The sequence below is a fragment of the Coleofasciculus sp. genome, assembly GCF_046539235.1.
In the GTDB taxonomy this organism is placed as follows: domain Bacteria; phylum Cyanobacteriota; class Cyanobacteriia; order Cyanobacteriales; family Coleofasciculaceae; genus Coleofasciculus.
In genome coordinates this window covers 1-26,723 of sequence record NZ_JBKHHI010000034.1, presented here as the reverse complement: position 1 = coordinate 26,723, position 26,723 = coordinate 1, and the positions used below count along the sequence as shown (strand labels likewise).

Genomic DNA, 26,723 nt, shown 5'->3' with positions numbered 1-26,723 from the left:
GATTGGCTAGATTGAATGTAAATGTATGACTTTGACCATTTGACCAAGTAGTTCCCAAAAGCCCTGGCTCGGAATCCCACTCACCAATATACCGACTCCAACCTTGAGTAAAAGTTCCATCAGGATTAGTAAAATTCAAACCCATTCTATCGTTCTTACTCAGAGAAGAATTGGTTGCTCTCAAGCTAATTTCTAACTCTCCAAAAACAATGGGATTCGATAAATTACTGTGTAAGTCACTAAAGGTGTGAACAAAGTAATCATCATAATCATTCAGCGAGCGATCGCAAAGGGTTGATGCTCCATGGGCATAGCTTATCCGTTGTTCCAATGCGGGACTCGGTGTGGAATTCTCTGGACCATCACTAGTATTGAAATTGTCCGCATTACAAGCTGTATAGCTGACAGTAGCAGCTTGAGCTGTGTTTGCCATGACTACAGCACAGGTAAGGGATAATACACTTAAAGCAATTGTTTTACCTAGAATGGAAGAAATGGGTTGAACTGACATTTTCCTGACTCCTTGTAAAGTTAAACGGTTAATAATTTGCATGATGGAGAGAGTGCGATCGCAGATGAAAGATGCTGCACCAATTAGGTTGATAAACTTACCGATTTCCCGAACACAGATAACATCTGTTCCGATCAAATCTGTGTAGGTTCGATAAATGTTCTAAATCTCTGTTGAGGTATCGGTGGTATTTATCAAAGTTTCGCAATCCGGTCAAAATCGTTACAAAACTTTACATAAAAGCCCAAAAGCTTGAAGATATCGTTGAATAAACCCGATTTCGTAGGGACACGGCATTGCCGTACCCGATATAAAAATGTCAGACAAGATGAATCGCACAAAAAATGGTGAATTTTGCGAAAAACTATAGAATTGTGGCGATAACTGAGTGCAAGACTCAATTGGCATGATGATTAAGGATGAGTATAACCGAGGATGAAAGGGTAACAACCCATTCCAAAACCAATCGCAAAGAGTTCAGGTGATTTCATGGGTGTGGATATTGATCAACAACTGCGTCAGCTTGTCGCTCAAACCTGCCAGTATCCCCGGCGCAGTCTGCAACGGCGTCGCTGTTTGGATCAACTGATTCGCGCGATCGCCCAATCGGGGAAACTCTGGCGGGAGAATACCCCTGATTATGAAGAAGCACTACAACTCACCTGGTTGTATTTGTGCCGAAATATCGAGAACTATGATCCGGCGAGAGCGACGGTGATTACCTGGTTGGATGCCTATCTCAAACAACGACTGAAGGATTTATTCCGAAAACGATGTCAACAACTACACCATGAATCTCAACCGCCTCCAGACTGGGAAAATCCAACTGATCCGATTGAGAATTTGCCGGATACTCACCCTGATATTCCGCCGATTTTGGCAGAAACCCGACAGTGGGCAGAATCTGATCCGGATGGGGAATTATCCCGCACTCATATTAGAGGACGTCCCGATATAACCAGCCAAATTTTAATTTTACGTCGTTTACCGCCGGAGACAGAATGGAGAAAACTGGAAGCAGAGTTTAATTGTAAGGTTTCTACATTGGCAACATTTTACCAGCGTCATTGTGTTCACTTATTACGAAAATTTGGTGAATCACAAGGATATTTATAGGTAATTATTAATTGATTTTGTAACAATAACTAGACTAGAAAGGAGCGAATGATGACTAGCGTAGAATTACTTTTAAAGAATGCTTTACCCATGCCCATTATGCCCAAAATAATCCAAATGGCACAAGGGCTTGCCCAGAAACAACCGACAGCCGAAAAAGCAGAACAAGTTTATTTGAATACGTTGGCAGTTTGGGCGGTTCGGGATTACTTGGAACTGATGGAAATCGATACTGATATTGAACACAGTGATTTTGCCAATCCTGTTGTCTGTTTAGGCGCAGATGTGGCAGATCTTAAGGTTAAAGGGTTGGGGACGTTAGAATGTCGTCCGGTGAAAGTATTTGAGAATCATTCAGGTTCTGAAAACAATCGCTGGATTCCCGAATTTGGCTCGATTCCGCCAGAGGTTTGGCAGGAACGCATTGGCTATGTTTTTGTGGCGATTGATCCGCAGCGAAAAGAGTCAAGACTGTTGGGATTTACCCAAACGGCTGGCACAGGTCAGGTATTTTTGCCCCAGTTACAACCCCTTGCTGCGTTATTAGAGTATCTGGATCAATTAACCAACCCAATTGTCAATCTTAATCAGTGGTTTGCGAATCAGTTTGCGGCGGGTTGGCAACAACTTGAAGAGTTATGGGACACTGACAGTGAGCTGTCGATGTCAAGGCAAAATGTACCTGCATTTCGTCGATTTGGAACTGAAGTTCAACTTTTTCCAGATGCCGATATTATGCGAGCTAAATTAATCGATTTTGGCATGGAGTTGGGAACTCAACGTCTGGCTTTGGTGATGGCACTGACTCAAGAGAGCGATCGCAAGGTGAGTGTTTTCGTTCAAGTCCATCCTACGGGAGGCGATCGCTATTTACCCGGAAATCTGACACTGGCTTTACTTTCAGACTCCGGGGATAGGTTGCAAGCGGTACAATCGCGAGGGTTAGATTTATGGGTTCAACTCCGGCAATTTCGAGTCGAACCGGGAACCAATTTTGGTCTTCAGGTTGTATTAGATGGTGTCAGTATTACCGAATCTTTTACACTATAATCTGTCCTTTGTCATTTGTCCTTTGTCATTTGTAAGGGTTTGTAGTGAGAACTTTAGTTCTCGCTCCGCCTAGCCGGAGAGGGCTGAGGTTCACTATAATCTGTCCTTTGTCATTTGTCCTTTGTCATTTGTAAGGGTTTGTAGTGAGAACTTTAGTTCTCGCTCCGCCTAGCCGGAGAGGGCTGAGGTTCCCTCACTACGTACCCAATCTATCCCACAATTTTAGCTGTGTGAGTCCACTACAGGTTACAAGTTTAATGATATTCGTCAAAGTTATAGTATAATTTGAGTCAAATAATTAATGAATCGGTAGAGTAAGTAGGTTGAGGGAAAGAAACTTAACGAGATTAAGTTTTGTCAAAGAACCTCAACCTCTTACAAAGGACAAAGGACAAATAACGAATGACCATCCCTACCTGTTCCCTAACCTATTCATCAAAGGAGTCGCTATGAGTAAAATTGTTGTTTTAAATCTCGGCTCAGGCAACTTCAGCTCTGGATTTACTTCTGTGACAGCACGGTTGGGAGAGGTGGGGAATCTGTATATGCAATTCACGGGGAGTTTGCCAAAAGCCCCCGATATTCCGCAACTCCTCAGAGATTGGCGGCTCCTCTATACAGCACTTTATCAAAGTCATGGCTATCGGGGCGGGATAGATATTGTTGAATCAGGTATCACCCATTGTTCTGAGGGAAATTTTAATCATATTTCTCAGCAGTTAGAAACTCAAATTAATACCTGGTTAAAGAGTGAAGGATTTCGCAAAATTGAATCAGAACTGAGAACTCAATTAAACCCCGCTGAACCGGTGCGGGTCATTATTGAAAGCGATGATCCGGAAGTCTGGAAATTACCGTGGCATCTTTGGGACTTTTTCGCTGAGTATCGCCTAGGGGAATTAGCGTTTAGCACACCAGACTATCCCCCACCCGCAAGTTCAGTTATTCCCCACCGCCGCAAGGCTAACGTTAAAATATTAGCGATTTTAGGTAACAGCGCCGGGATTAATTTGGAGAAAGATCGGGAATTACTAAAACGGTTGTCAGGAGCTAAAATTACTTGGTTAGTTGAACCGGATCGACAGGAATTAACTGACCAACTTTGGCAAGCTGGCTGGGATATTATTTTCTTTGCGGGACATTCCCAAAGTGAGGATAATAGCACTCATGGACGACTGTACATCAATCAAAATGAACAGAATAATAGCCTGAGGATGGGTGAAGTCAAGGAAGCCATGAGAAAAGCCGTTGACAACGGATTAAAATTAGCCATTTTTAATTCCTGTGATGGGTTGGGATTAGTCCGAGACTTAGCGGCGGATCAGATTCCTCTCCCACCAATGATTGTCATGCGCGAACCCGTAGCTGATCCCGTGGCACAAGCCTTTTTGAAATACTTCTTAAAAAACTTTGCCGCCGGAGAACCCTTTCATTTATCGGTGCGCCAAGCTAGAGAACAACTGCGGGGATTAGAACATGAATTACCGGGGGCAAGTTGGCTCCCTGTTATTTGTCAACATCCGGCGGTAATTCCACCCAGTTGGAAACCCTTGGTTAATCGGGGAGAGGAAGATACAAAGATTCCCTGGAAAAGTTTATCGAAATGGGTGGCGATTGTTTTAGTGGGAGTGATTAGCAGTTACTTTTCATTCGGTTCACAACTGGCAGTTTTTTCAAATAAGTTGGGAATCAAAAATCAAGACAAAAACCAGTTATTAAGGGCGAAAATCTACTATAATATCGCCACTTGGCTCAATCTAGATTATCCTCAACCCTATTATAATTTAGCCTGGTTATGTGATGAGAGTCTTGATGATATAGCTTGTGCTAAACAACGGTTTAAGCAAGCCGCATTGCGGGGACTTCCTGATGCTTACTCGGAATTGGCTCGCTTGCATTTGCAGCAGGGAGATCTGGAAATTGCACTGAAACTAACCTGGGAGTGTTTAGAACATAGCGATTACGATGGGGTAAGAGCCGCTTGCTTGAAAAATCGCGGTTGGGTACGATGGGAACAACAACGATTAGAGGAAGCTGAAGCCGATTTACGGAATGCGATCGCACTTGCAGCGGATAGCCCTCATTCCTATTGTCTATTAGCCCAAGTTCTAGACACCAAAGGAAACAAGCAAGAGGCAAAAGTGGCTTGGGAAAACACACTGAAATACTCGGAGTATAATGTTCCCGAACAAGATAAGTGTATGGGTTTAGCTCAAGAGTATTTGTCAGCACAATAGTTGGAAGTGGAGATGGATATCAAGGATTAACCTCTCTCCTACAAGGAGAGAGGCTTTGAATGTCTAGATTGTCCCATCTGAATCTCAAACAGCTATCACGTTTGATTGTTTTAGAGTAAATAGCGGGATATTCCTATCTTCATGTTTAACAGGGTATTACGGCATATTACGATTCGTTGCTTGGCTTGAACTACACAGACGTACAGCAGTATAAATTGTAGTGGAGGTGATCCGAGCAATCGAAACATTGACACCAGGTTAAAGGAGTAGATGTATCATGAACTGGAAACTTGTGACGTTTATAAGTTTGATTTTCCTTCTCCTTGATGGGAGTGCCCTGGGTGTCGGGAATGAGGGAGTCAGAAAACAGGTGGAACGCCGACAATGTTTGGAGTATAAACAATTTTTATCTCGTTGGATTTTTTTTGACCAGACTGTCGCTAATGTCAGCTTTTATCGTCAGGGCGTTGGTAATTCTGGCACTAAAGTGCCGACTACGAACAGGGAAAAACGGGTAAGGGATCAAGGAAATATTGAGTCGGTTCCCAGATATCCCCTACACTCCGCCTTAAATTTGCCATCCCAACCCCTTACTAACGGACAAATTCTTCAGATAACAGGTGATGTACAAATTAAACGTACTGGACGTAAAATTGAACCGCAAATTGGTACAGACATTTATCCAGAGGATCAGTTATTTATCGCCAATGGCGCACAAGTAATCTTGCAATGTGCAGACTTATCCAGCCAAACCCTATCCCCTGGAAACAATCGCCTCAATCCTTGTCCCGCCGCTACCGAACAAACTGAATGTAGCCCTGGTACTTATAAATGTCCCCATCGTGGCGATATCGCTTGGAACAATACAATTCCTTACATTATCAGTCCTCGTCGCACGGCGATTCTCACCGATAAACCTCTGCTACGCTGGCATAAATTGCCTGACGCCAACAACTATACTGTCATCTTGGAAGGAGAAGGAATCCAGTGGACAACTCAAGTCAGCGATACCCAAATCACCTATCCAGGAGAACCCCCGCTGCAACCCGGTGGTGATTATCTGCTAATTATTGAAGCCGATACTGGGGAATCCTCACTTGATGAACCCCCCCTACCCGGTGGACTAAATTTCAGCCGACTCGATGAACAACAAGCCCAACAAATTCGGACTCAAGCCAGCAGAATTACCCAGCAACCCTGGAATCAAACAGCCAAAGCCCTAGCTTTAGCCACACTCTACAGTAAACACCATCTTCATACTCAAGCGATCGCATCCTTAGAATCCCTCATCGCTGACGGCGTAGAAAATGCAGCCATCTATAGTAAAATAGGCGATCGCTACTTCTATCACCTCGCCCTCCCCCTCCAAGCCAAACCCTACTACACCAAAGCCATCGAACTTGCCCAACCCAACGACATCGAAGAAAAAACCCACGCCCAATATCACCTAGGGCGCATCGAAGCCGCACTCGGTAATCCCAACCAAGCCAAACACTGGTTCACCCTCGCCCTCCAAGGCTATCAAACCCTCGGCTATACCCAACAAATTCAGGAAATTGAACAACAGTTAAACCAATAACTCAACCCCCGCCCCTCCACCTCCAACCCCTCTGCGCCCCTCTGCGCTTGCCTCTGCGTACCTCTGCGTTAAAACAACATGAACCCAAAATGAAACCCCACATTCTCCCCCAAACCACCCTCATCGCCCTCCTAACCCTCGCCCAACCCATCACCTGCGCCCAATCCATCATCCCCGCCAACGATAACACGGGAACCCTCGTCAACACCACAGGCGATCGCTTTGACATCACTGGCGGTACCCTTTCCCCCGACAAGCATAATCTCTTCCACAGTTTTCAACAATTTGGACTCAACACAGATCAAATTGCCAACTTCCTCTCCACCCCCAATATTCAGAATATTCTCAGTCGAGTTACCAGCAATAATCCCTCCATCATTAACGGCTTAATCCAAGTCACCGGGAGTAACGCCAACCTATTCTTAATCAACCCAGCCGGGATTATCTTTGGTGCTAACGCCCAATTAAACCTCCCCGGCGATTTTACCGCCACAACCGCCACCGGAATCGGATTTAGCAACAACCATTGGTTTAATGCATTTGGCGACAATACCTACTCCAATCTCATCGGCACCCCCAATCAATTTGCCTTTGATTATTCTAATTCTGGCAGTATTATCAACGCGGGCAACTTAGCTGTCACTCTCCAGCACAACTTAACCCTATTAGCAGGGCAAGTCATTAATACAGGTGAATTAAGCGCACCGGGGGGAACCATTACCGTTGCTGCCATCCCTAACTCTAATTTAGTCCAGATTCGGCGATCCGGAAACCTCCTCAGTTTAGAACTAGAACCGCCCCGGGATACACAGGGAAAACTTCTCCCCGTCACGCCCTTAGATTTAGCCGAACTGCTGACGGGAACAGCACCTGAATTAGATACTCAATTAACTGTTGCTGAGGATAACACGGTTCAATTATCACATTCTGGGATAACCTTACCCAATCAACCGGGAACCACCATTATTTCTGGCAGTCTTAACCTTGCCAACTCTTCCTCCATTCCAACCAATCAGTCGATTAATATTATCGGTGAAAACGTGGGAATCATCAATGCCACGATTAATGCATCAGGGAATTATCAAGGGGGAAGTATTCGGATTGGTGGCGATTATCAAGGTCAAGGAACAATCCCCAATGCTGAACACACGTTTATTAGTTCAGATTCGATTATTAATGCGAATAGTATCTTGAATGGTAATGGGGGTCGAGTTATTGTTTGGGCGGATAATATTACCACATTTAACGGTACAATTCTCGCTCGCGGTGGTCAGGATTTTGGCAATGGCGGATTCGTGGAAGTTTCCGGCAAAAATAATCTAGTTTTTCGGGGCGATGTCGATGTCATGGCAGTTAATGGGCAAGCGGGAAACCTTCTACTTGATCCAGTCAATATCACAATAGTCGATCAGACTGATTCTGCTGATGATAATGAACTGAATGATAAGACCATTCTGTTTTCAGACAGCTTTATAGATAATTTTACCATTTCCAGAGGAAAACTAGAAAGCTTATCTGGCAATGTCACATTAGAAGCAACGAATGATATTACCATTGAGGATCTAGCCAGTGACAACTTAGATCTGCATACAGGTTATGGTAAAACCATCACATTTAGGGCGGATGCCGATGGTAATGGTGTTGGTAATTTTGGGATGAATCCTGGGGATGTAATTCAAACAGACGGAGGCTCGATTACCATTACTGGAGTCAATGTTGATGTCGGCATTCTTGATACGAATAACTATAACAATCCTCTATTTAACCATGGGGGTGATATCACTATTGTCACTGATGGCGGCAACATCAGCACGGGTCTTTTAAAATCATGGGGACGAGCAACGATAGGAGATAGTGGCACAATTACTCTCCTGGCTAATAATGGCGACATTCGTACAGGTACAATTGCATCCCAAGCGACGGCAACCTTCGGCAATGGCGGCGATATTAATCTGACTACCAATAATGGCAATATTGAAATATTTGGTCAATTAAATAGTAATGCGGAAGGCATGGGTGATGCCGGAAATATAAGCTTAACCGCTCATGGAGGTGATCTAAAAATAGCCGAATCTGAACCGAATGCTAGTATTTATTCATTAAGCTTTTTTCAAGCTGGGGGTAAAATTACAGTCCAAGCAACAGGCAATATTGACATTTTAGGAACTGTTAGCTCTTTATCCGGATTTGGAAATACGGGTAATGTCACGTTAACCAGTGAGCAAGGGAATATTTCCAGTGGTAGCATTGGTTCTGCTGTTTTTGGTGGAACGAGTGGTAAGGTAAGCATTAATGCCCCCAATGGCAGTATAAATGTCGGTAATATTGGTTCATTTTCTTTCAATGGTAGAGGCAATGATATTACAATTTTGGCTAACGACAATCTAATTACGGGTGACTTAATGTCTTCCGGTAAACTTGGAAGTGGAACAATTCAGGTAACAGTTACTAACGGTTCGATCAATACTCTACAATCTGAATTTTCGGCGGATGTATCTCAACTCTTCAATTTTGTTGATTTATTGCCGAACAATATTGATCCAAGAATCGTTGAGCTATTGTCTTTATTCTCAGAACCTATAAGCCAGTTACCCACTCATACTCTGGACTCATCTTCATCCTCAGGATCAGGCGGTGCAATTATCCTGAATGCGCCAAATGGGGATATTATTACTGGTGGTAAAACCATCAATTCCCAGGGTTTCGTTAATGCTGGCAATATTACCCTCACCAGTGGGGGTATTATCGATACAACAGGCGGTATAATTAGCGCTCCCGGTGGTATAAAAGGTGGTAACATTACACTGCTTGCGCCCGGTAATATTGATACGGGAACAATTACTGTATTTTTAAGTGGCTTTAATGGTGATAGTGGCGATATTTGGATTAGGAGTACCGATGGCAATATTAACACTAGCAGTGGTGCATTAATTACGGCGTCTGGATTGGGTTTAGGCGGGAATATCACCCTGGATGCAGCAGATGCAATTATCGTAGGAGAAATGAATGCCTTATCCTTTGTAGACAAAGGAGGGAAAATTGATCTGAGTGCAGACAGAAATATTACACTCAGCGGAGATATTCAAACCAACCAAAATAACATTACTTTGAATGCACCTGTCACCTTAGCAGATAATGTGGCGTTGACGACATCAGACTCTAGTGGTATTATCTTTAATGATATTATCAACGGAACCTATAATCTGACCCTAAATTTAGAACAAGGACAGGTGCAATTTAACGATCGCGTGGGTAATTTAACCCCCTTAAATAACCTACAGGTTCAAGGTACGATTACCACAACGAATCCATCAGGTATCGATATCACCACGTTGAATAGGATTGAAACCCAAGATATTACCGCACCCGGCGGGATTCGCCTCACCAGTCATCAACGCAGGATCACCACCCAGCGTCTAAATACCTCGGCATTCAATAATGGTGGTAATATTACTCTTAAAGCACCGGGTAATATTAGCGTGAGTCAAATTGATAGCCAAAGTTTAGGGAACGGTAATGGCGGCGCAGTTGACATTACCACAGGGCAATTTTTCCAAGCCACGGATACATTCCTCGATCAAAATGGAACTCGGACAAGTATTTCTACGGCTGGAATTACCGACGGCGGTTCAATTGTGATTCGTCATGGTGGCGAGGGGATTACCCCATTTATTGTCGGGAATGCTGATATCAATGGTACTGAGGGCGCGATTAGTCGAGGAAACAATACTCCCGAAAGCCAGATAGTACCCACACAAAGCTATTTACATACTCACAAACAAGACCGCGATCGCATTCAGATTATATCAGTCTCTGCGGCTTCACCCCCGCCACCTGATCCCAATCCCCTTCCACCGGAACCCAATCCTAGTCCTCAATTAACACCTCGTTCTCCGTCAATCTCGAGTTCTGACTCAACTCCGGATACCCCATCCCCCACCAATCCCCTAGAATCTCTCGCCTATCTTGTCGGCGATACTCTCGATGTCAATCCTCAAATCAATCAAGATGCTGAAACCGGAAACTACACCTTTACCTGGAAGATTCCCAATCAACAAATCCTATCACTCAATGTTCCCTATGTTCAAGAGTCTTCCCGCCAACTCCCGATTAATCCCGCTGATGATATTGTCACCGAAATCGACCAAATCTTAGAAGCGCAATTTGAAAACTATTTAGGCGAAGATATTACCCAGAAACACGTCACCACCGCCTCCCTACAAAAGCGGCTACAAACCATGGAAATCCAAACCGGAAAACGTGCTGTAGTCATTTACGCCCTGTCTCATCCCGATGGATTACAACTCGTTCTCGTTCCACCCGAAGGTTCTCCTATTTCTAAACAGGTTCCCCAAGCCAATAGTAAAACCTTACGTCGGGAAGTAAAAAAATTTTATCACACCCTCAATGATTACACCAGTACCAGGTATTTATCCAGTTCCCAACAACTCTACCAGTGGCTAATCGAACCCTTAGCAACGGAACTCGATGCCCTCAATATTGATACACTCATTTTCTCAATGGACGCGGGATTACGCACAATTCCCCTAGCAGCCTTACACGACGGACAGCAATTTCTGATTGAAACCTATAGCGTTGGTTTAATTCCCAGTGTCAGTCTAACCGATACCCGTTACCAGAGTTTAAAAGACGCGACTATCTTAGCGATGGGGGCTGCCGAGTTTCCGGATTCAACCCTGCCATCTTTACCCGCTGTTCCGATTGAATTATCCACAATTTTAGCCGAATTTGGGCAAGGGAAATTATTGCTAAATGACCAATTTACTTTAGATAATTTCAAGACTCAGCGCCGCAACGCCCCCTTTGATATTGTACATCTGTCTACCCACGCCTCTTTTCCCCGCGATCGCAATCATCATCCCTACATTCAACTGTGGCGTCAACAAGTGGGATTAAACCAACTGCGCCAAGTGCAATGGTACGCCCCGCCAACCGTGGAACTCTTAACCCTAAGTGCTTGTGAAACCGCCGTGGGGAATGAACAAGCCGAAATGGGGTTTGCCGGATTAGCGGTACAAGCGGGGGTAAAATCAGCCCTAGCTAGCCTCTGGAAAGTTGATGATTTAGGGACGTTAGCGGTAATGACTGAATTTTATCAGCAACTCAACCGCGAAAATGTATCAATTAAAGCAGAAGCGCTGCGACAAGCCCAACTTGCCCTGTTGCGTTCTCAAGTGCGAATTGAATCAAGTCAGTTGGTTGGAACCAGTCGGAATATAAGCGTTGCCAAAAGCTTAGTGAATCCCCCAGAAAGTAATCTATCTCATCCTTATTATTGGGCTGGTTTTACTTTAATTGGGAATCCTTTGTAAAAACTATAGTTCTCTAACGCTTATCTGGAGAGGGCTAAGGTTCCCTCACTACGAACCAATTGTATTCTACCATTTTAGCTGTGCCACGCCAGTAGTCGGACAAAAGAAAACAGCACTTATTAAGTTTTGTAAACAGCCTTCAAACCCTTACAAAGGACGAATGACAAATGACGAATGACGACCCATTAATTTCTCTGCCAAATCTTCATCGTCCCCACCTTACTGCCAGTGACTAAGACTCGTCCATCTGGACTGAAAACCAAAGGACTACATCCAGCAAGAGTACCAAGGAATTGACTGGTATGTAAATGCCAAAGCTGGACAGTATTGGTGTCACCACTTGCCAAGAATTGCCCATCCGGACTGATAGCAACAGCAACGACTCCCTTTAATTTTACCTCCAGCGTTTGCCGTAATTCTCCTGTCGTGAGATTCCATAATTTAACCGTACCATCGGCACTACCACTTGCCAGACTCTTGCCGTCGGGACTAATCGCCACAGATGTCACCCAGTTAGAATGTCCGGTAAGAATCTGAGTTTGTTGATAACGACTTAATGACCAAATTCTAATCGTTTTATCTGCACTACCACTAACCAAAGTTTTCCCATCTGGACTGATAGCAACTGACCAAACAATGTCTGAATGACCATTAAGACTGTGTTGAAATTCTCCGGTGTATCCATCCCACAATCGGATCGTTTGATCACCACTGGCACTCGCCAGAATTGTTTGATCTGGGCTAAACGTAAGGCAGGAAATAAACCGCGAATGACTATAGGAAGAATTGGGGTATAAACAGAGACGTTGTACTGTTTTAGTCTCTAACTGCCAACGGGTAATTTTCTTATCAAAGCCACCAGCCACTAGCATTTTTACCTGGGGGCAAATCGCCACAGCAAAAACCTCTCTCTCTTGTCCAAAGAAGGTAAACTTCAGTTTTCCGGTTCTCAAATTCCAGAGACTAACGGTTTTATCTTCACTACCACTCGCCAGGGTTTGTCCATCAGAACTAATAGCAATTGCTGTAACGTTAGCTCGGTGTCCTTGGAGACTTTTTAGGCATTTCCAACTTTGGCACGGTTGCGGTTCACGGTGAACGATTTTGGCTTGACTTTCCAGATTGACTAATTGTTTGTCTGAGGCGGAATTTTGGGGCGGCGAATGGGTGAATTTTACGGAGTTATTTTTTGTTGAGTTAGAGGTAGAGATATGACTAGCAAATTGACGACCTGATGCCGAATTAGCCGTTGATTGAGCTTTTCTTTGCTGTTGAGCCTTTAGCGCTTCTAACTCGTCCTCAATGTCTAGATTTGCAAAGGTTTGGTGCCAATGATTTTCAGCAAATACTGGATCTAAATCCAGCATAGCTTGGGTGTTGGCTTCCATTTCCATTACTTTATCTTCCATGCGCCCAAAAGCATCAACGGCATCTACTATTTGTGGTTTTGGTTTGGGTTTATAGGCTTTATACAATCCATATTGTGGTTTGGGTTTGCAGGCTTGATACAACCCATAAACACCCAATCCCACCACTCCCCCAGCTGCTGCCATTGTACCCACACCAATGCCAACGGCGCCAAAGCTTCCAGCTAATCCCATACCCCCAATTGTTGAGGAGACTTTAGCACCAGCGACAGCACCAATTCCCACCGCACCAAACGCCAAAGCATCCCCGTCTTCCATTGCTTTAAAAGCACCATAAGTTGCCGCACCCGCCACCGCACCGGCTGCTGTTACTGGAGTCATACCAACTGCCACTCCGCCAAATCCTCCCACTAATCCCATTGTGCCAATTGTGGCAGAGACACCAGCGCCAGCCGTAGCACCACTGGCAATGAAAACTACACTATCTTTCTTAATTGACATATTATAATGAGGTGATATTTTGGTTTAATTTAGCACAGAAGTCTGTTGAGAGGAAGTTAATTTACATTTCGCGATCGCGTCGGCTTGTAGTAAGGGAACTTTAGCCCTATATTCTGTGGGGTTTCCTGTTCTCAACCCAACCTATAACCTATTCCACAATTTTAGCTGTATCAACCTCAAGTCGCTGTTCCCGACAAGTTCGCAGGTAAGTTGCATTCAAATCCACAGGCAAGCAGAGTTCACCTCGCAACCACAACGGCATTACAGGCAAAGGACTTGCCACCGCCAATGCTTCCTGCCAAATGTCCAAACTCGGCTGTCCCTGACGTTCCACAACCCGATAGGCAGCGGCGTATAGTGGTGTATTTAGAGGTATCATTCTGACTGCCAACTGATGCAATAATTCCTCATGTAAATTTGCATTTCGTCCCGTCACCACATCCACAACAACTAACCCTATTCCTTGCTGTAAGTAAGTTTGACACTTAGCGATAAAAGCATTACGATTTGCGGGTCTGTCTTTATTGCTGGGACTCACCAACTCGATAGCTGCCATCAATGTCGGACCCGCTTCGCTATTAAAAATACTCACCTCCACCGCCTCGGTAGTCGGAGAAAAAGGAACAGTTTGCACTGGCGGCGGAGATATCCATTGCTGTTGAGAGGAAGTTGGGAGTTGAACAACATTCTCCGACATCAGACTGGTTGGTAACGATATCTCTTCAAATGCTGCCACATCAATTTCAATGCCAAATTGCACATTCGGTTCAGCGAAGTATCCTTCTGGCAATTGACGGTTTAAATCGGAAGCGATATAAGTTGCCCAAGCATTGTGGAAAGCGTGCCAGTGACGACGAATACTCAACGGTGGATGAAAGTGATCTAGTAATACCATAATTCCTGACTCCCATTATCTGTAGCGACCCAACTTTTCTGGATATTCCTTAACTCGTTGCTCTTGTTTAGGAGTTAATCTTGCTCCGTTTCCATTATATTCAATCCTTTTCAACCCCGATGCGGGCGTTTATATCGCTAAACCGCAACTACAAACCTAACTAACTATGAGAAAATAAAACTAGCTATAAATAGGATAAGGTAAAACCCATGTCTCCAATAACTGACTCCTGGCAAGAGGATTATATTATCACCAACGGGATCAAACTACACTACGTCACCCAGGGAGAAGGCAAACTTATGCTGATGCTGCATGGTTTCCCCGAATTCTGGTACTCCTGGCGGCATCAAATCCCTGAATTTGCCAGCGATTATAAAGTTGTTGCCCTTGATCTGCGGGGTTACAATGATAGCGAGAAGCCCAAAGATGTATCAGCTTATCAGATCAGCGAGTTAGTTAACGATATTAAAGGAGTTATTCAAGGATTGGGCGATGAAAGCTGTATCTTAGTTGGGCATGATTGGGGAGGGATGATTGCTTGGTATGTTGCCTATACTTACCCAGAACTGGTTGATAAGTTAATTGTCATGAATATTCCTCACCCCGCCAAATTTGCTGAGGCGTTATGGAGTAATCCGCAACAACTCCTGCGAAGTTGGTATATCTTTTTCTTTCAACTGCCTTTACTCCCAGAGTTACTGTTTCAGTGGGATGACTATCGACTGATTGCGTCGAGTTTTATCGATATGGCAATTGACAAAGGTGCTTTCTCAGAAGCAGACTTAAACGCCTACAAAGATGCGGCAGCAAAACGGGGTGCTATCACTGCTATGCTTAACTACTACCGCAATGTCTTTCCAGGACTATTGAATCAGCGCCAGTGGGATATTCTGCAAATCCCAACTCTAATGATTTGGGGAGAAAATGATACCGCTTTGGGCAAGGAATTGACCTATAATACAAAGGATTATGTGCCAGATTTACAAATCCGCTACATCCCGAATTGTAGTCATTGGGTACAGCAGGAACAGTGCCAGTTAGTGAATCAGTATATGCGAGAGTTTTTGGCAAAGGATGAGGGATGAGAAAATGTTGGCTCTTCGCTTTGCTAATCGGACATGGCGTGTATGTAGGGGCGGGTTTCACTATTATCGTTCTATTTCACCCAGATGCGACTAAACCCGCCCCGATCAAGTTTTGAGGCGTAGCATACTATGTCTGAAACAGGTTTATGAGGCGTAGCAAATATTGCTCACTTATCGGTGATTTGCCAATTTTTTGGCTAAAGGAAACCCTGATAATTGGATCAGGGCGGGTTTTGTTGAAATATTATCGGTGACATCCTAATTGTGTCCCTAAACCCGCCCCGACAATTACTCTTCACAACCTTGGAGGGATGTTTATTCCTCATTCTGTTTACCGTTGCGATAACCATAGAAGTCAATCCGATACTCAGTAATCTTAACGCCAGTTTGTTGCTCAATGTGCTGGATTAGTTCCTCTGGCAATTCTACATACACATCCATGATCTGATTCGTATCCACACAATTAACGTGGCTGTGTGCATCGCTGGTATTCCCGTAAAGCCGTCCATCGGATCGCTCAATACATTCAATAATGCCTTGAGACGATAGCGCCTCTAGATTTTGGTACACAGAAGTATGACCAATTTCTTTGCCTTGCTGATTTAGGCGATCATAAATTTCTCGTGCACAGAGATGCTCTCGATCTTGCCACAGTAATTCCAAAATTAAGCGGCGTTGACGCGACAAGCGCATTCCTAACGCTTGACATCGATTGAGGGCGTCTTCCAATGAGCGAATTGGTTTGACAACTGCCGCTTCTTTCTGCATAGTCGATACGTTGAATAGGGTGGTTAGCTATATGGGGAGTAGTTTCAAGCTCTACCCTTAAGGGGAGCCTGATAGAGATCCCGTCATGCACTGGTTACAAGTGCATTATATTTGCGGATATAATTTTTTTTGCCAAGCTTTGTTCAGTTGGCATCTGGCACTGTAAGACAAACTCATTACAACTTTACCTTAGATGGTTTGAGTATGTCTACTGTAGACTGATATCAAGTCGGGTAGCATCGATTGTGTTAAGTGCCGTCACTACCAGGATGAAAGACCGAAGTAATCCAGGCAATATACAGACGCTGTAACAGTGCGTCTCTACGTCCAAGTGTTGTGGAGCGGATAAAGATTAGTGGCAATCACAATTAAACTCAATTCCCATTCCATCAATGATTTAGACCTATCGCCCGTCCAGACTGTGATTGATAAGTGGTTGACCGAGGGCGCGATCGCCAGCTATGAGCAGCAGTTACGCTTTGAGTTTGACTACCCTCGCGAACCCAATGATCCACGGGAATGGTCAGAAATTCCTGAAATACGTCTGTGGTTTATCCGCTTAGATGTCCAGTATCCGTGGTTACCATTTCTGCTGGATTGGAAAGCTGGGGAACTCGCCCGTTACACGGCTATGCTCGTCCCCCACCAGTTTAATCGGACGGAAGGGATTCAGTACAACCCAGAAGCCTTAGAAATTTTCATGATGCAAAAAGTTTTTGTGCTGAATAACTGGTTACAACAGATTGATTTACCCAACCAGTCTCGCCTCAAGTCCATGGCTCAAATGTTAGGGTATGAACTCGATGATACGTTGTTTCAGCTAATGTTCCCCCCAAAAAGAACTTGAGACTTCGAGGGGTGAGGACTTACCCACAGACGCTGTATGCAGTAGGAACACGACAATGGTATGCTGGTGGGCAATGCCCACCCTACGGTATATCAATGGTTTCGGCGATCCAAAACGGCTTATTTGAGTGCCATTCCCTAGCCCCGCCAGACTTGTTTTAGTACATCATCAGGCTGAATATCGGCAATCCAACGAGTGGGTGATTGAATACCGATATAGCGTTCTGATGGGGGTAGGAGTTTGTCAGCCTCAGTGGGACCAAACAACGCAATCGTATACGTTCCCACCGCAACAGCCAGATGCATCGACGCGCTATCTGTACATAACAGTAAATTCGCCCCCGCAATCATTGCCGCTAATTTACCGATATCGGGGGGTGAGGTCATCTGTAAATTAGGACAGACTTGGGTGAGAGCGGCAACTAACTCAGTATCCTCCGAACCATGCAGCATAACCAGAGTTAGGTCAGGCTGTTTTTGGTGGATGTCTTCAATCACTTTTTGCCATTTATGGGCGGGATAAACTTTATCAATGTCCTGTGACTGATCGAGGTGGTTAGAGCCGCCGTCGATCATAATGTAACCGCTTTCAGGGATACCGAGGCGGGCTTGTTCACCTTCAGCCCAATCCAGATCGGATTTTGGTACACGAATGGCAAGTTCTGGACAGGGGGTGTTAATCCCTAACCCGGTGAGCAGGTCATGATACATATACGCGGCATACTGCTCCGTCTTCAGCGGTACAGTATTGGTGAAAAACCACTTACCCTGATTATTTTCGTAGCCCACACGGATAGGAATACCACTCATCCAGAGCAATAGTCCCACTGACCACCGACGCTCTAGGGCAATTGCCCCATCATATTCGCGATCGCGGATAATCCCCAATAGGTTACCAAAATCCGCTAAACCGTTGCGGTCTTTATAGTCAAAGGGTAATACTTCCTGGACTGAACCGGAAACCCGATAGGCTCCCTTGGCGCGGGGTTCCACAATCACATCGATTTCGGCTTCGGGGTAATTGGCTTTTAGGTCATCTAACGTCGGAAAGAGCAGCAGTTGATCGCTGATTCCTCCCGGAACAAGGGCTAATAGTCTCATCTGAATATAATTTAGAGCTTGTATATCAGCTCAATTTTAATGGACTGGTCGTTCCTAATTTCACGAAATTTTCCAGAAACGAGTTTGCCAAGGAAACCTTGACGGGGTGAACTGCTACACCCCTGCTCCCATTGCGATTTTGCTTATGGGATTATGTTACGCATAATATTATACCTAGTGGTTTCATGGGATGAACCAGTAGTAGCATATTAGATTAGATTCGGTCGCGATTAGAGATTTGGCATCAAAGGCGGAAGCTTGTGCATTTATTAATTCCAGCAGCGGGAATGGGACGACGGATGGGGAGCGATCGCAACAAGCTATTGCTCACTTTACTGGGTAAACCCTTGTTGGCATGGACGCTACTGGCGGCGGAAGCGGCGACGGAAATTACCCAAATTGGCATTATCGGACAGCCAGGGGATCAGACTGATATTCAGGCAATTCTGGCGGATCTCGCCCTGACGAAAGCGGTACAACTGATTCCTGGGGGTGCCACTCGCCAAGAATCCGTTTATAACGGCTTGCAGGCTTTACCCTCAACGGCTGAACGGGTACTGATTCACGATGGTGCGAGATGTTTAGCCACATCCCAATTATTCGATCGCTGTGCGGAACACCTTAGAGATTGTCCGGGTTTGATTGCCGCGATCCCGGTTAAGGATACGATTAAAGTTGTCGATGAGTCGGATCTTATCCAAGATACACCGGACAGGCGGCGGTTGTGGGCAGCCCAGACGCCCCAAGGATTCGAGGTATCGCTGCTGAAGCAATGTCATGACCAAGGACGGAAATTACATTGGGACGTTACCGATGATGCGGCATTATTTGAGCGCTGTGGGCTACCTGTACAGATTGTGGCAGGGGAAGAGACCAATCTCAAGGTAACCACACCCATGGATTTAGCGATCGCGGAGTTTATCCTGCGTCAGCGACTTGCAGCCAGTCATCAGTCATAAGGATCGTCATTTATCATTTTTTATACTCCCTCCCTTGAGAAGCAAGCTACGTCTTATGTCAAGGTTTAAAGACTATTTATTTACAGAACTTAATAGTGTTAGACGAAGCCGTATTACGAAATCCAGTTGATCGAGCCTATTCGGATTACTTAATGCATATCCGAGATGCCATTGACAAAGGGAAGCGAAACAGCTTGTCTGATCAAATAAAATACCGGGCTGATAAATCGTTTATTTTGCTCAAGGGATTTTATTATCAGCATTTGCAGCATTTTTATGACGAATTTGACCGAGAGCAAATCCGAGTTTATTTGTATGATGACTTGTCTAAAGACCCGGTTCAATTCATGCAATCTATGTATCAGTTTGTTGGCGTCGATGATACCTTTTCCCCTGATGTCTCCCAAAAAGCTCAAGTTGCTCAAGTTCCCAAAAATACAGCAATGAATAAGATGTTACGCCAAGAAAATCCCTTGAGAACGATAGTCAGGTCGGGACTGCGAGTTATTTTACCCCTGGAAATGAGGCAAAGTATCCGTTCTCGCCTGATTCAAATGAACTCTCAAGATAAGAAAGCGGCTCCACTTTCGCCAGAGGATCGCCAACAACTGATCGAACTCTATCGAGACGATATTCTCAAGTTACAAGATTTAATTCAACGAGACCTTTCTCATTGGTTAAAGTAGTCATTTGTCATTTGTCATTTGTCATTTGTCATTTGTCATTTGTGATAATTGAATGGTTAGGTCGGGGCGGGTTTAGTTATATCAGGGTGAAAACAAAACGTTAGTGGTAAAACCCGCCCCTACAGACCCTCTTACAGGTGTATGTTTTTATTTTAGGGTTGAGATAAGACAAGGGGGACAAGGTGACAAGAAGACAAGGTAGAATGGACGTACATAATCCTGTTCGGTTGAGCTAAACACTCTTCCCCATCTCCCCCAACTCCCCCAGCTTCATCGTATCTACAAAACTGCTCAAGTATTTCCGCAGCGCTGCACTAGGAGAATTGATGAAGAGCCACTGATATCGACCACCACGACTCTAGGAAATTCCCCTACTCTTCCTTTAATCGGTAAAATATAGTGAGAATAAACTAAATTATATCAAGAGAATGAGTTTACCTAAACCAATTGGTCGCCAAAAAGAGGTACTCTGTCTACCAGCACAGGGACATTTTGCCGTGTTGGGAACGGCAGGCAGTGGCAAGACGACACTGGCTATTTTGCGAGCCGCGTATCTTGCATCTCCAGGAACTGATCATCAGGGTAAGACGCTATTAGTTACGTTTAATACGGCGCTTGTCACCTACTTAAAACACCTTCAAGACCGCCGACTAGCTAATGTGGCTATAGAAAACTACCATAAATTTGCTAGAGGTTATCTTGCCCAGCGGAATCAAATGTCTCGGAATGCTATTATTTCTCCAGAAAAGCGCGACTATTTTATTAATAAAGCCGTTGAACAGGTTTCAACCTTTTACGAATCACATCCCATTTTTGATAATCCCAAAAATCTTTTCTCGGAAGAAATTCGTTGGATAGCACAACATGGAATAACTAGCTATGAAACCTATAAAAATGAGCCTCACTTAGGGGGTGGCGAAGTGAGGTTTAAGCGAGAAGAACTGGAGCTAGTGTTTGAAATCTATCAAGCTTATCGAGACTTACGCAGCCATAAGTACGACTGGGATGATATTGCTACTGTTGTTTGTTCAGAGTTTGATGCTGATAATTCGCCGCGTTTGTATCGACATATAGTCATTGATGAGGGTCAAGATTTCTCACCAGAAATGATTCGCTCCCTGGCTAAAGCTATTCCCACCGATGGTTCGTTGACATTCTTTGGAGATGTTGCCCAGCAGATTTATGGACATCGTATGTCGTGGCGCTCGGCTGGACTCACAATCGATAAAATTTGGGAATTCAAAGAAAACTATCGGAATACTAAGCAAATTGCCAAACTTGGACTAGCTATCTCACAAATGCCCTACTTTAGAGGTATATCCGATCTTGTTGAACCTACTTCACCCACGGCTGATGGACCTTTGCCAACTCTGGTTGAGTTTTCTTCGAGAAACCAAGAAATCGAGTTTGTTGTCAATGTAGCTGTTCGGCTAGCAAAAACCCAGAGTATCGCTATCCTATTTCGTTTTCGCCAAGATGAAAACTCTATTAAAGACTATTTACCTCCGGGAAGTATCCGTTTGCACCGAGACATGACAACTTGGCAAGCTAAACCTGGTATCCGATATGGTACATATCATTCGGCGAAAGGTCTTGAGTTTGATGCCGTTATTCTGCCATTTTGCAATAATCAACGACTACCCGATCCAGAAGCTGTCACTGCCTTTGGGGAAGCGGACGCGGCGGCTCAAGATGGTCGCTTATTGTATGTTGGAGTAACACGGGCTGATAATCAGGCAGAGGTTTTAGTACCCGACCAGATAGACATATCTGATATTTTAGCGATCGCCCTCCCTAGTCCAACACAAGCAAGAAACGAAATCGTACGACTTCGATTGCAGGGTATATCAGAGGATAGATTCAAGTTTATAATTACACCAGACCTCTTTGACAAGCATACTTTGAGCCAGTACATTCGCTCAGGTAAGCGACCGCAAGAAACCCCCTGGATACCGAGGGATGAACAATGAACCCTAATGCTCCCTACAATCCCAATAGAGTTTCTCTGAGTGCCAAAGCGCAAGGTGCATTCCTAGGTGCGGCAATTGGTGATGCTCTCGGCTGGCCCCAAGAACTTCTGTATAAAAGACTTGATCAGCAAAAAGATACTGATCTCAACAGAGGATTTCAACGATGGGTACGGAAATCAGGGGGTCAATATTATCCCCATGAGGAGGTCATTCTTCCAGGTGAATATAGTGATGATACGCAATTAGTTCTGAGTACGGCGAGAAGCCTGCTTTATGGAAAGCAGTGGTGGCATCATTTGACTAGGCGAGAGCTAACGACTTGGACTCGTTATGAAAGAGGCGGTGGTGGTGCAACAAAACGTTCAGCACAGGAATGGTTAACAGGACAAGAGCCTTGGTTGTCTCCTAAAAATAAAAAGAGATACTTTGAGGCTGGTGGGAATGGCGTTGCCATGAGAATCTTGCCGCACTGTTTATTGGGTGTGAAAGATACCGATTTTGGCACGGTTGCTCAGAATATCGTCGCTAATGGTATCTCGACTCATGGTCATCCCAGAGCTTTAGTTGGAGCGCTGGCTTACGGTTTTGCTGTTTGGGTAGCGTTCAAAGAAACAGAAACGCTCAAATATGGTGCAATTCTTGAGAAAGTACTTACTGAGGTTAATGCTTGGTCAGGGCTACCAGATTTAGGCAATTTCTGTGGCGATTGGCAGCAGGTAGCGCAACAGGTAAATGCTGGAGCCTATGATCAGCACTGGCAAGTGACTGTTGATGAAATGAAACAACTGCTTGAGCAGTGTTTAGAAGGAATGAAACCGGGGGCGCTCCCAATCGAGTCAGAAGTTCTGACTAAACTCGGATGTTTTGATAAAAGTATCAAGGGTGCGGGAACAGTTACTGCTGCTGCTTCTATATTTCTAGCTTCTCGCTATGCCGCCGATCCCTTTAATGGTCTAATTGAAGCCGCATTTGCCCAAGGTGCTGACACGGATACGTTAGCGTCTATGACAGGTGGACTTCTTGGTGCGGTTGCAGGAACTGAATGGTTGGGAGACTATGCAGAACAGGTTCAGGATTCGACTTATATCAGACAGTTGGCAGAGAACTTAGTCAAAAATCAAAGCCTTTGCCAAATTAAACAAGCTGAGGCTCACAAGGTTACACGAGAAGAAATTAATTCTTTCATTGAAAAACTAGAGACATTAAAATCGGATGATGCTGTCTTGATTCCAGATGGCAGACATGGAAAACTCTCTGAAGTACAAATTCATCAACCACTCTCAAAAACAACACGGGCTATTTCCTGGAAGTTGATTACTGATGCTCGTCAGTCTCTATATATCAAAAAGATATCACGGTCAAAGGTTGATGCTAACCAGAAAAGCGAGAAAACAGTAAGTGCTTCTAATAATAGGTTGCAACCAATTGATTTACAGCCATCCGAGGTGAGAAAAATCGCTGTAAGAATACAAGTACGTGATCTGGCAAAAGCACGTTCTTTCTATGAAAAAGCTTTAGGTCTAAAAGTTGAAAAAGAAAAAGAGAATCTGGTGAACTATGGTAGTATTGCCTTAGTGTCTACCCAAATAACTGTCCAGAAAACTAACGGTGTAACTCCCAACACAAGACATACAATTTGTATTGAATACCCCACAATAGACCCGGTCTACCATAATGTTCGCCAACTCGGTTTTAAAATTTTGAAGCAAATTTCCGAGAAAGGTGGCAGGCAATTTTTCCAATGTCTTGATCCAGAGGATAACACGGTTGAAGTTATTGAGGAGCAATTTTAATCAAAAAATTCACTCTTTCGTGTCGCAAAAACTAGACTTTTGCGGCGAAAGTTTTCCATCAGTATTGAGATTAGGGTATGCTAGGGGCGGATTTAGCCGATCAAGAGATACTATAACCAATAACCTCTGTCGCTAAACCCGCCTTGACCCAAAATGGGCAACGTGAAGTATAAATTTTGAACATTTAAGCGGATATTGCCATCTCTTGTTCGGTTTGAATCGGTAGCGTAATTGCAAATTCGGTTCCTTTCTCAGGTTCAGAGGTGACTTCAATTTTACCCTGGTGTTTTTTCACAATCTGGTAACAAATGGCTAATCCCATCCCTGTGCCTTTACCCACAGACTTGGTGGTGAAAAAGGGATCGAATATCTGGTCTTTAACTTCCCCTGGAATCGCTGCACCATTGTTCCAAACTGACACGCGAATCCAACGATTATCGATGGTTTCACTACGAATGACGATTGTCGGTATCGCTTTACCCTGAACCTCTTCTAAAGCGTCAATGGCATTGCTGATAATGTTGATAAATGCCTGATTGAGTTGAGCCGGATAACAATCAATTCGGGGTAATTGACTGTACTTTTTGACCAGATTAATATTGGGCTGGAGGCGATGACCGACAAGTAAAAGGGTGTTCTCTAGTCCTTCATGGATATCTGCGCGTTTTAACTGCGCTTCATCCAGACGACAGAAGTTCCGCAAGGATAAGACAACTTCCTGGATTCGTTCAGCCCCACTTTTTAAGGATGACAGCATTTTTGGCATATCGGCGATGAGGAAATCTAAATCCATCGCTTCGCTTTGTTCTTGAATCGCGGCGTTAGGCTGAGGATACTCTTGCCGATACAGTTCTAGCAAGATCAGTAAGTCATTAATCGATCGCTTGGCATAATCCAGATTACCGTAAATAAAGTTAATCGGATTATTAATTTCATGGGCAATCCCCGCCACCATCTGTCCTAAACTGGACATTTTTTCGCTTTGAATCAGTTGGGCTTGGGTTTGTTGGAGTTCTCGCAGCGCTTGCGTCAATTCTTGCGTTCGTTCATCGACGCGCTGTTCTAAGGTTTGACGCGCTTGTGTCAATTCTTGGGTTGAGTCGTCTACCCACTGGACAAGCTGATTGAGAGATGTGGCTAATGAACCGACTTCATCGTTGGTGGTGACAGGAGTGCGAATCTCCAGATTGGATTCTTTGACGATCGCACTAGCAACGTGAGTTACTGTTTCGATAGGATGCGCGATCGCACGGCTGGTAATCGTGGCTAAGAGTACCGCGATACCCACCGATAGCAGCAAACTACTTACCATGATTCGCAGGCGTAAGGCTTCTGCTTGTGCTAGTTGTTGATGTACCTGAGACTGTTGCGTTTCGGCATTAGTTTTGGCATCCTCTACATGGTGGGATAGGTGATTGAATTGAGCCATCACTTGGCTGGTAGAGGGGTGATGCAGTGCCTTTAAGAGTTCTTGTTGTATCGCAGAAATCTCCTCTGGCTTCAGGTTCTCCGATTCACTGATTTGCCAGAGTGATTCAATCACCTGATTGTAGGCGTCTATAGTCGCTTCATACTCCTGAAGCAGATGATGTAATTCAGCCGTGTTCACATCCACGCCATCGGGATAGTCTTGGATGAAGATATCTAACTCAGAGAGTAGGCGTTTCATCCGATCCACATCGGCTAAATACTGATGCTTTTGGGCTTCAATCTGGCTAGGATTTACCGAGGCGGTGAGTAGTTCTTGCGGATGCGATCGCACAGCCAAGGTAACATTTTCTAGGTTGCTGAGGAGATGGTGCTGCTGATCGGCAACTCGTTCTTGTTGTTGGGCTTGGTCTTGGTAATAATTACCTAGAATTAATCCTCCGGTTGTTCCCAGAATGGATATGCCGATCGCCAAGGCGTAGCCGTAACCAATTTTCTCAGATATGCTGAGGTGGCGAATGCCTTCTTTAATCCAGGTGAAAGGGAAAATCTCGGATAAATTCTTATTCAGATTTAATGGGTTTTGCTGACCCATTAAGGTATTTTGGGGGGAGACTGGGGGATAGCGGGAATTGGAAAAAAGCATAAGATAAGCCAAGAAGTGAGATAGATCGTAAGGTTTCCAGGGGAAGTGATGCATGATTTGCGAGAAACGATTGAATTAGGCAATCGGTATCATTGTTGACAAAAATAGTTAAATTTTGCGACAATTATTAGATAGAAAATTCAGTTTACCTCTGTTCATCGATATACATTACCTTTTTACACACTCTATCTATTAATTGTAGGAATAAAATGATAAAGTTTTTAACAAGTTTTCATTTAGAATTGACTAAACAAATAAAGTTAGAGTAAAGATTGAAGCAAAGAAGCGGGAAAAAGGAATTCCGCTCCAGGGCTATCAATGGATGGAATCGGCTACCAGCAAGAATTAGAGCGACAATGACAGAGTTGTAGCGGTCTGCCAAAATCATAAAGTAATGTGAAGATATTTCATCAAATCCATCAATTAATTAAAAAATATTAAAAACGTCCTGATTAGACTGGAAGTAAGCCCAGAGATTTGTTATTTCAAGACTGTAGGGTGGGCAATGCCCACCTTGCCCTCATCAATAGGGTTTGCATACTCAAATTGCGTAAGTTCTATCTTTTTGATGTGCAAGTAAGGAAGCACATTAGTTTTGTGATTTGGATCATCCCAATTCGCCAAAATGATTGGTATTGCGAACATTTTATCGCCGGAATCGATATGAGTTTATACCTAGAAAAGGTGGAGATAATTAGTTAACCGCCGAAGCCAAATCGTAAGGGTGATTTAAGTTATGAGTGGGAGATTGTGTAGGGGCGGGTTTCACTACTATCTTTTCGGTTGCACCCAGATGTAACTGAAGTTCCCCCTGTGCGGATGTACTACACCTAGTGAAAAATCCCATCCAGT

The 26,723-nt window shown here is 44.3% G+C and carries 17 protein-coding genes; 11 read left to right on the top strand and 6 right to left on the bottom strand.

What is annotated here, in order from left to right; translation table 11 throughout:
* On the bottom strand, positions 1–649 hold a 649-nt coding region (locus ACLFWI_RS05340), incomplete at its 3' end, for a hypothetical protein (protein WP_446412065.1).
* Positions 650–1,000: 351 nt separating this feature from the next.
* On the opposite strand from ACLFWI_RS05340, the gene ACLFWI_RS05335 reads away from it, so the two are divergent.
* The 5 genes from ACLFWI_RS05335 (at position 1,001) to ACLFWI_RS05315 (ending at position 11,826) form a co-directional block, all read left to right on the top strand.
* Positions 1,001–1,627, top strand: a complete 627-nt coding sequence (locus tag ACLFWI_RS05335) for a sigma factor (RefSeq protein ID WP_446412064.1) — start codon at positions 1,001–1,003, stop codon at positions 1,625–1,627.
* A gap of 48 nt (positions 1,628–1,675) precedes the next feature.
* A complete protein-coding gene (locus ACLFWI_RS05330) occupies positions 1,676–2,677 on the top strand; it encodes a DUF1822 family protein (RefSeq protein ID WP_446412063.1) in 1,002 nt (333 codons plus the stop codon).
* Positions 2,678–3,126: 449 nt separating this feature from the next.
* Positions 3,127–4,914 carry a CHAT domain-containing tetratricopeptide repeat protein gene (locus ACLFWI_RS05325; RefSeq protein ID WP_446412062.1) on the top strand — a complete coding sequence of 596 codons (1,788 nt, stop codon included), beginning with the start codon at positions 3,127–3,129 and terminating at the stop codon, positions 4,912–4,914.
* Positions 4,915–5,191: 277 nt separating this feature from the next.
* Positions 5,192–6,493, top strand: coding sequence for a tetratricopeptide repeat protein (locus tag ACLFWI_RS05320; protein ID WP_446412061.1), 1,302 nt, complete (start codon positions 5,192–5,194; stop codon positions 6,491–6,493).
* An 89-nt stretch (positions 6,494–6,582) separates the two neighbouring features.
* On the top strand, positions 6,583–11,826 hold the full coding sequence (locus ACLFWI_RS05315; RefSeq protein ID WP_446412060.1) for a CHAT domain-containing protein: 5,244 nt from the start codon (positions 6,583–6,585) through the stop codon (positions 11,824–11,826).
* A 185-nt stretch (positions 11,827–12,011) separates the two neighbouring features.
* Here ACLFWI_RS05315 and ACLFWI_RS05310 read toward each other — a convergent pair whose 3' ends face one another.
* Complete coding sequence (locus ACLFWI_RS05310) at positions 12,012–13,694, bottom strand: WD40 domain-containing protein (protein ID WP_446412059.1); 1,683 nt, start codon at positions 13,692–13,694, stop codon at positions 12,012–12,014.
* Between the two features lie 148 nt (positions 13,695–13,842).
* Positions 13,843–14,589, bottom strand: coding sequence for a DUF4058 family protein (locus ACLFWI_RS05305; RefSeq protein WP_446412058.1), 747 nt, complete (start codon positions 14,587–14,589; stop codon positions 13,843–13,845).
* Positions 14,590–14,798: 209 nt separating this feature from the next.
* On the opposite strand from ACLFWI_RS05305, the gene ACLFWI_RS05300 reads away from it, so the two are divergent.
* Positions 14,799–15,674: an alpha/beta fold hydrolase gene (locus tag ACLFWI_RS05300; RefSeq protein ID WP_446412057.1), complete on the top strand. Its 876-nt coding sequence runs from the start codon at positions 14,799–14,801 to the stop codon at positions 15,672–15,674.
* 315 nt (positions 15,675–15,989) lie between these two features.
* Here the strand turns inward: ACLFWI_RS05300 and ACLFWI_RS05295 are convergent, their stop codons facing one another.
* On the bottom strand, positions 15,990–16,442 hold the full coding sequence (locus tag ACLFWI_RS05295; RefSeq protein WP_446406646.1) for a Fur family transcriptional regulator: 453 nt from the start codon (positions 16,440–16,442) through the stop codon (positions 15,990–15,992).
* Between the two features lie 355 nt (positions 16,443–16,797).
* On the opposite strand from ACLFWI_RS05295, the gene ACLFWI_RS05290 reads away from it, so the two are divergent.
* Complete coding sequence (locus ACLFWI_RS05290) at positions 16,798–17,289, top strand: CRR6 family NdhI maturation factor (RefSeq protein WP_446406647.1); 492 nt, start codon at positions 16,798–16,800, stop codon at positions 17,287–17,289.
* A 137-nt stretch (positions 17,290–17,426) separates the two neighbouring features.
* On the opposite strand, the gene ACLFWI_RS05285 is transcribed toward ACLFWI_RS05290, so the two are convergent.
* Positions 17,427–18,389, bottom strand: a complete 963-nt coding sequence (locus ACLFWI_RS05285; protein WP_446406648.1) for a glycosyltransferase family 9 protein — start codon at positions 18,387–18,389, stop codon at positions 17,427–17,429.
* A 260-nt stretch (positions 18,390–18,649) separates the two neighbouring features.
* Here ACLFWI_RS05285 and ispD point away from each other — a divergent pair, with 260 nt between their 5' ends.
* The 4 genes from ispD to ACLFWI_RS05265 all read left to right on the top strand — a co-directional run bounded on the left by ispD (position 18,650) and on the right by ACLFWI_RS05265 (position 23,797).
* Complete coding sequence (gene ispD / locus ACLFWI_RS05280) at positions 18,650–19,348, top strand: 2-C-methyl-D-erythritol 4-phosphate cytidylyltransferase (RefSeq protein ID WP_446412056.1); 699 nt, start codon at positions 18,650–18,652, stop codon at positions 19,346–19,348.
* A 95-nt stretch (positions 19,349–19,443) separates the two neighbouring features.
* Positions 19,444–20,034 carry a sulfotransferase domain-containing protein gene (locus ACLFWI_RS05275; protein WP_446412055.1) on the top strand — a complete coding sequence of 197 codons (591 nt, stop codon included), beginning with the start codon at positions 19,444–19,446 and terminating at the stop codon, positions 20,032–20,034.
* A 428-nt stretch (positions 20,035–20,462) separates the two neighbouring features.
* Positions 20,463–22,004 (top strand): 3'-5' exonuclease, encoded by a 1,542-nt coding sequence (locus ACLFWI_RS05270; protein WP_446412054.1) that lies wholly within the window; start codon positions 20,463–20,465, stop codon positions 22,002–22,004.
* Entirely contained in the window at positions 22,001–23,797 is a 1,797-nt protein-coding gene (locus ACLFWI_RS05265) for an ADP-ribosylglycohydrolase family protein (protein WP_446412053.1), read from the top strand. The genes ACLFWI_RS05270 and ACLFWI_RS05265 overlap by 4 nt, the downstream gene beginning before the upstream one ends.
* A 184-nt stretch (positions 23,798–23,981) precedes the next feature.
* Here ACLFWI_RS05265 and ACLFWI_RS05260 read toward each other — a convergent pair whose 3' ends face one another.
* Positions 23,982–25,871, bottom strand: coding sequence for an ATP-binding protein (locus ACLFWI_RS05260; RefSeq protein WP_446412052.1), 1,890 nt, complete (start codon positions 25,869–25,871; stop codon positions 23,982–23,984).
* Between the last annotated feature and the right edge of the window lie 852 nt (positions 25,872–26,723).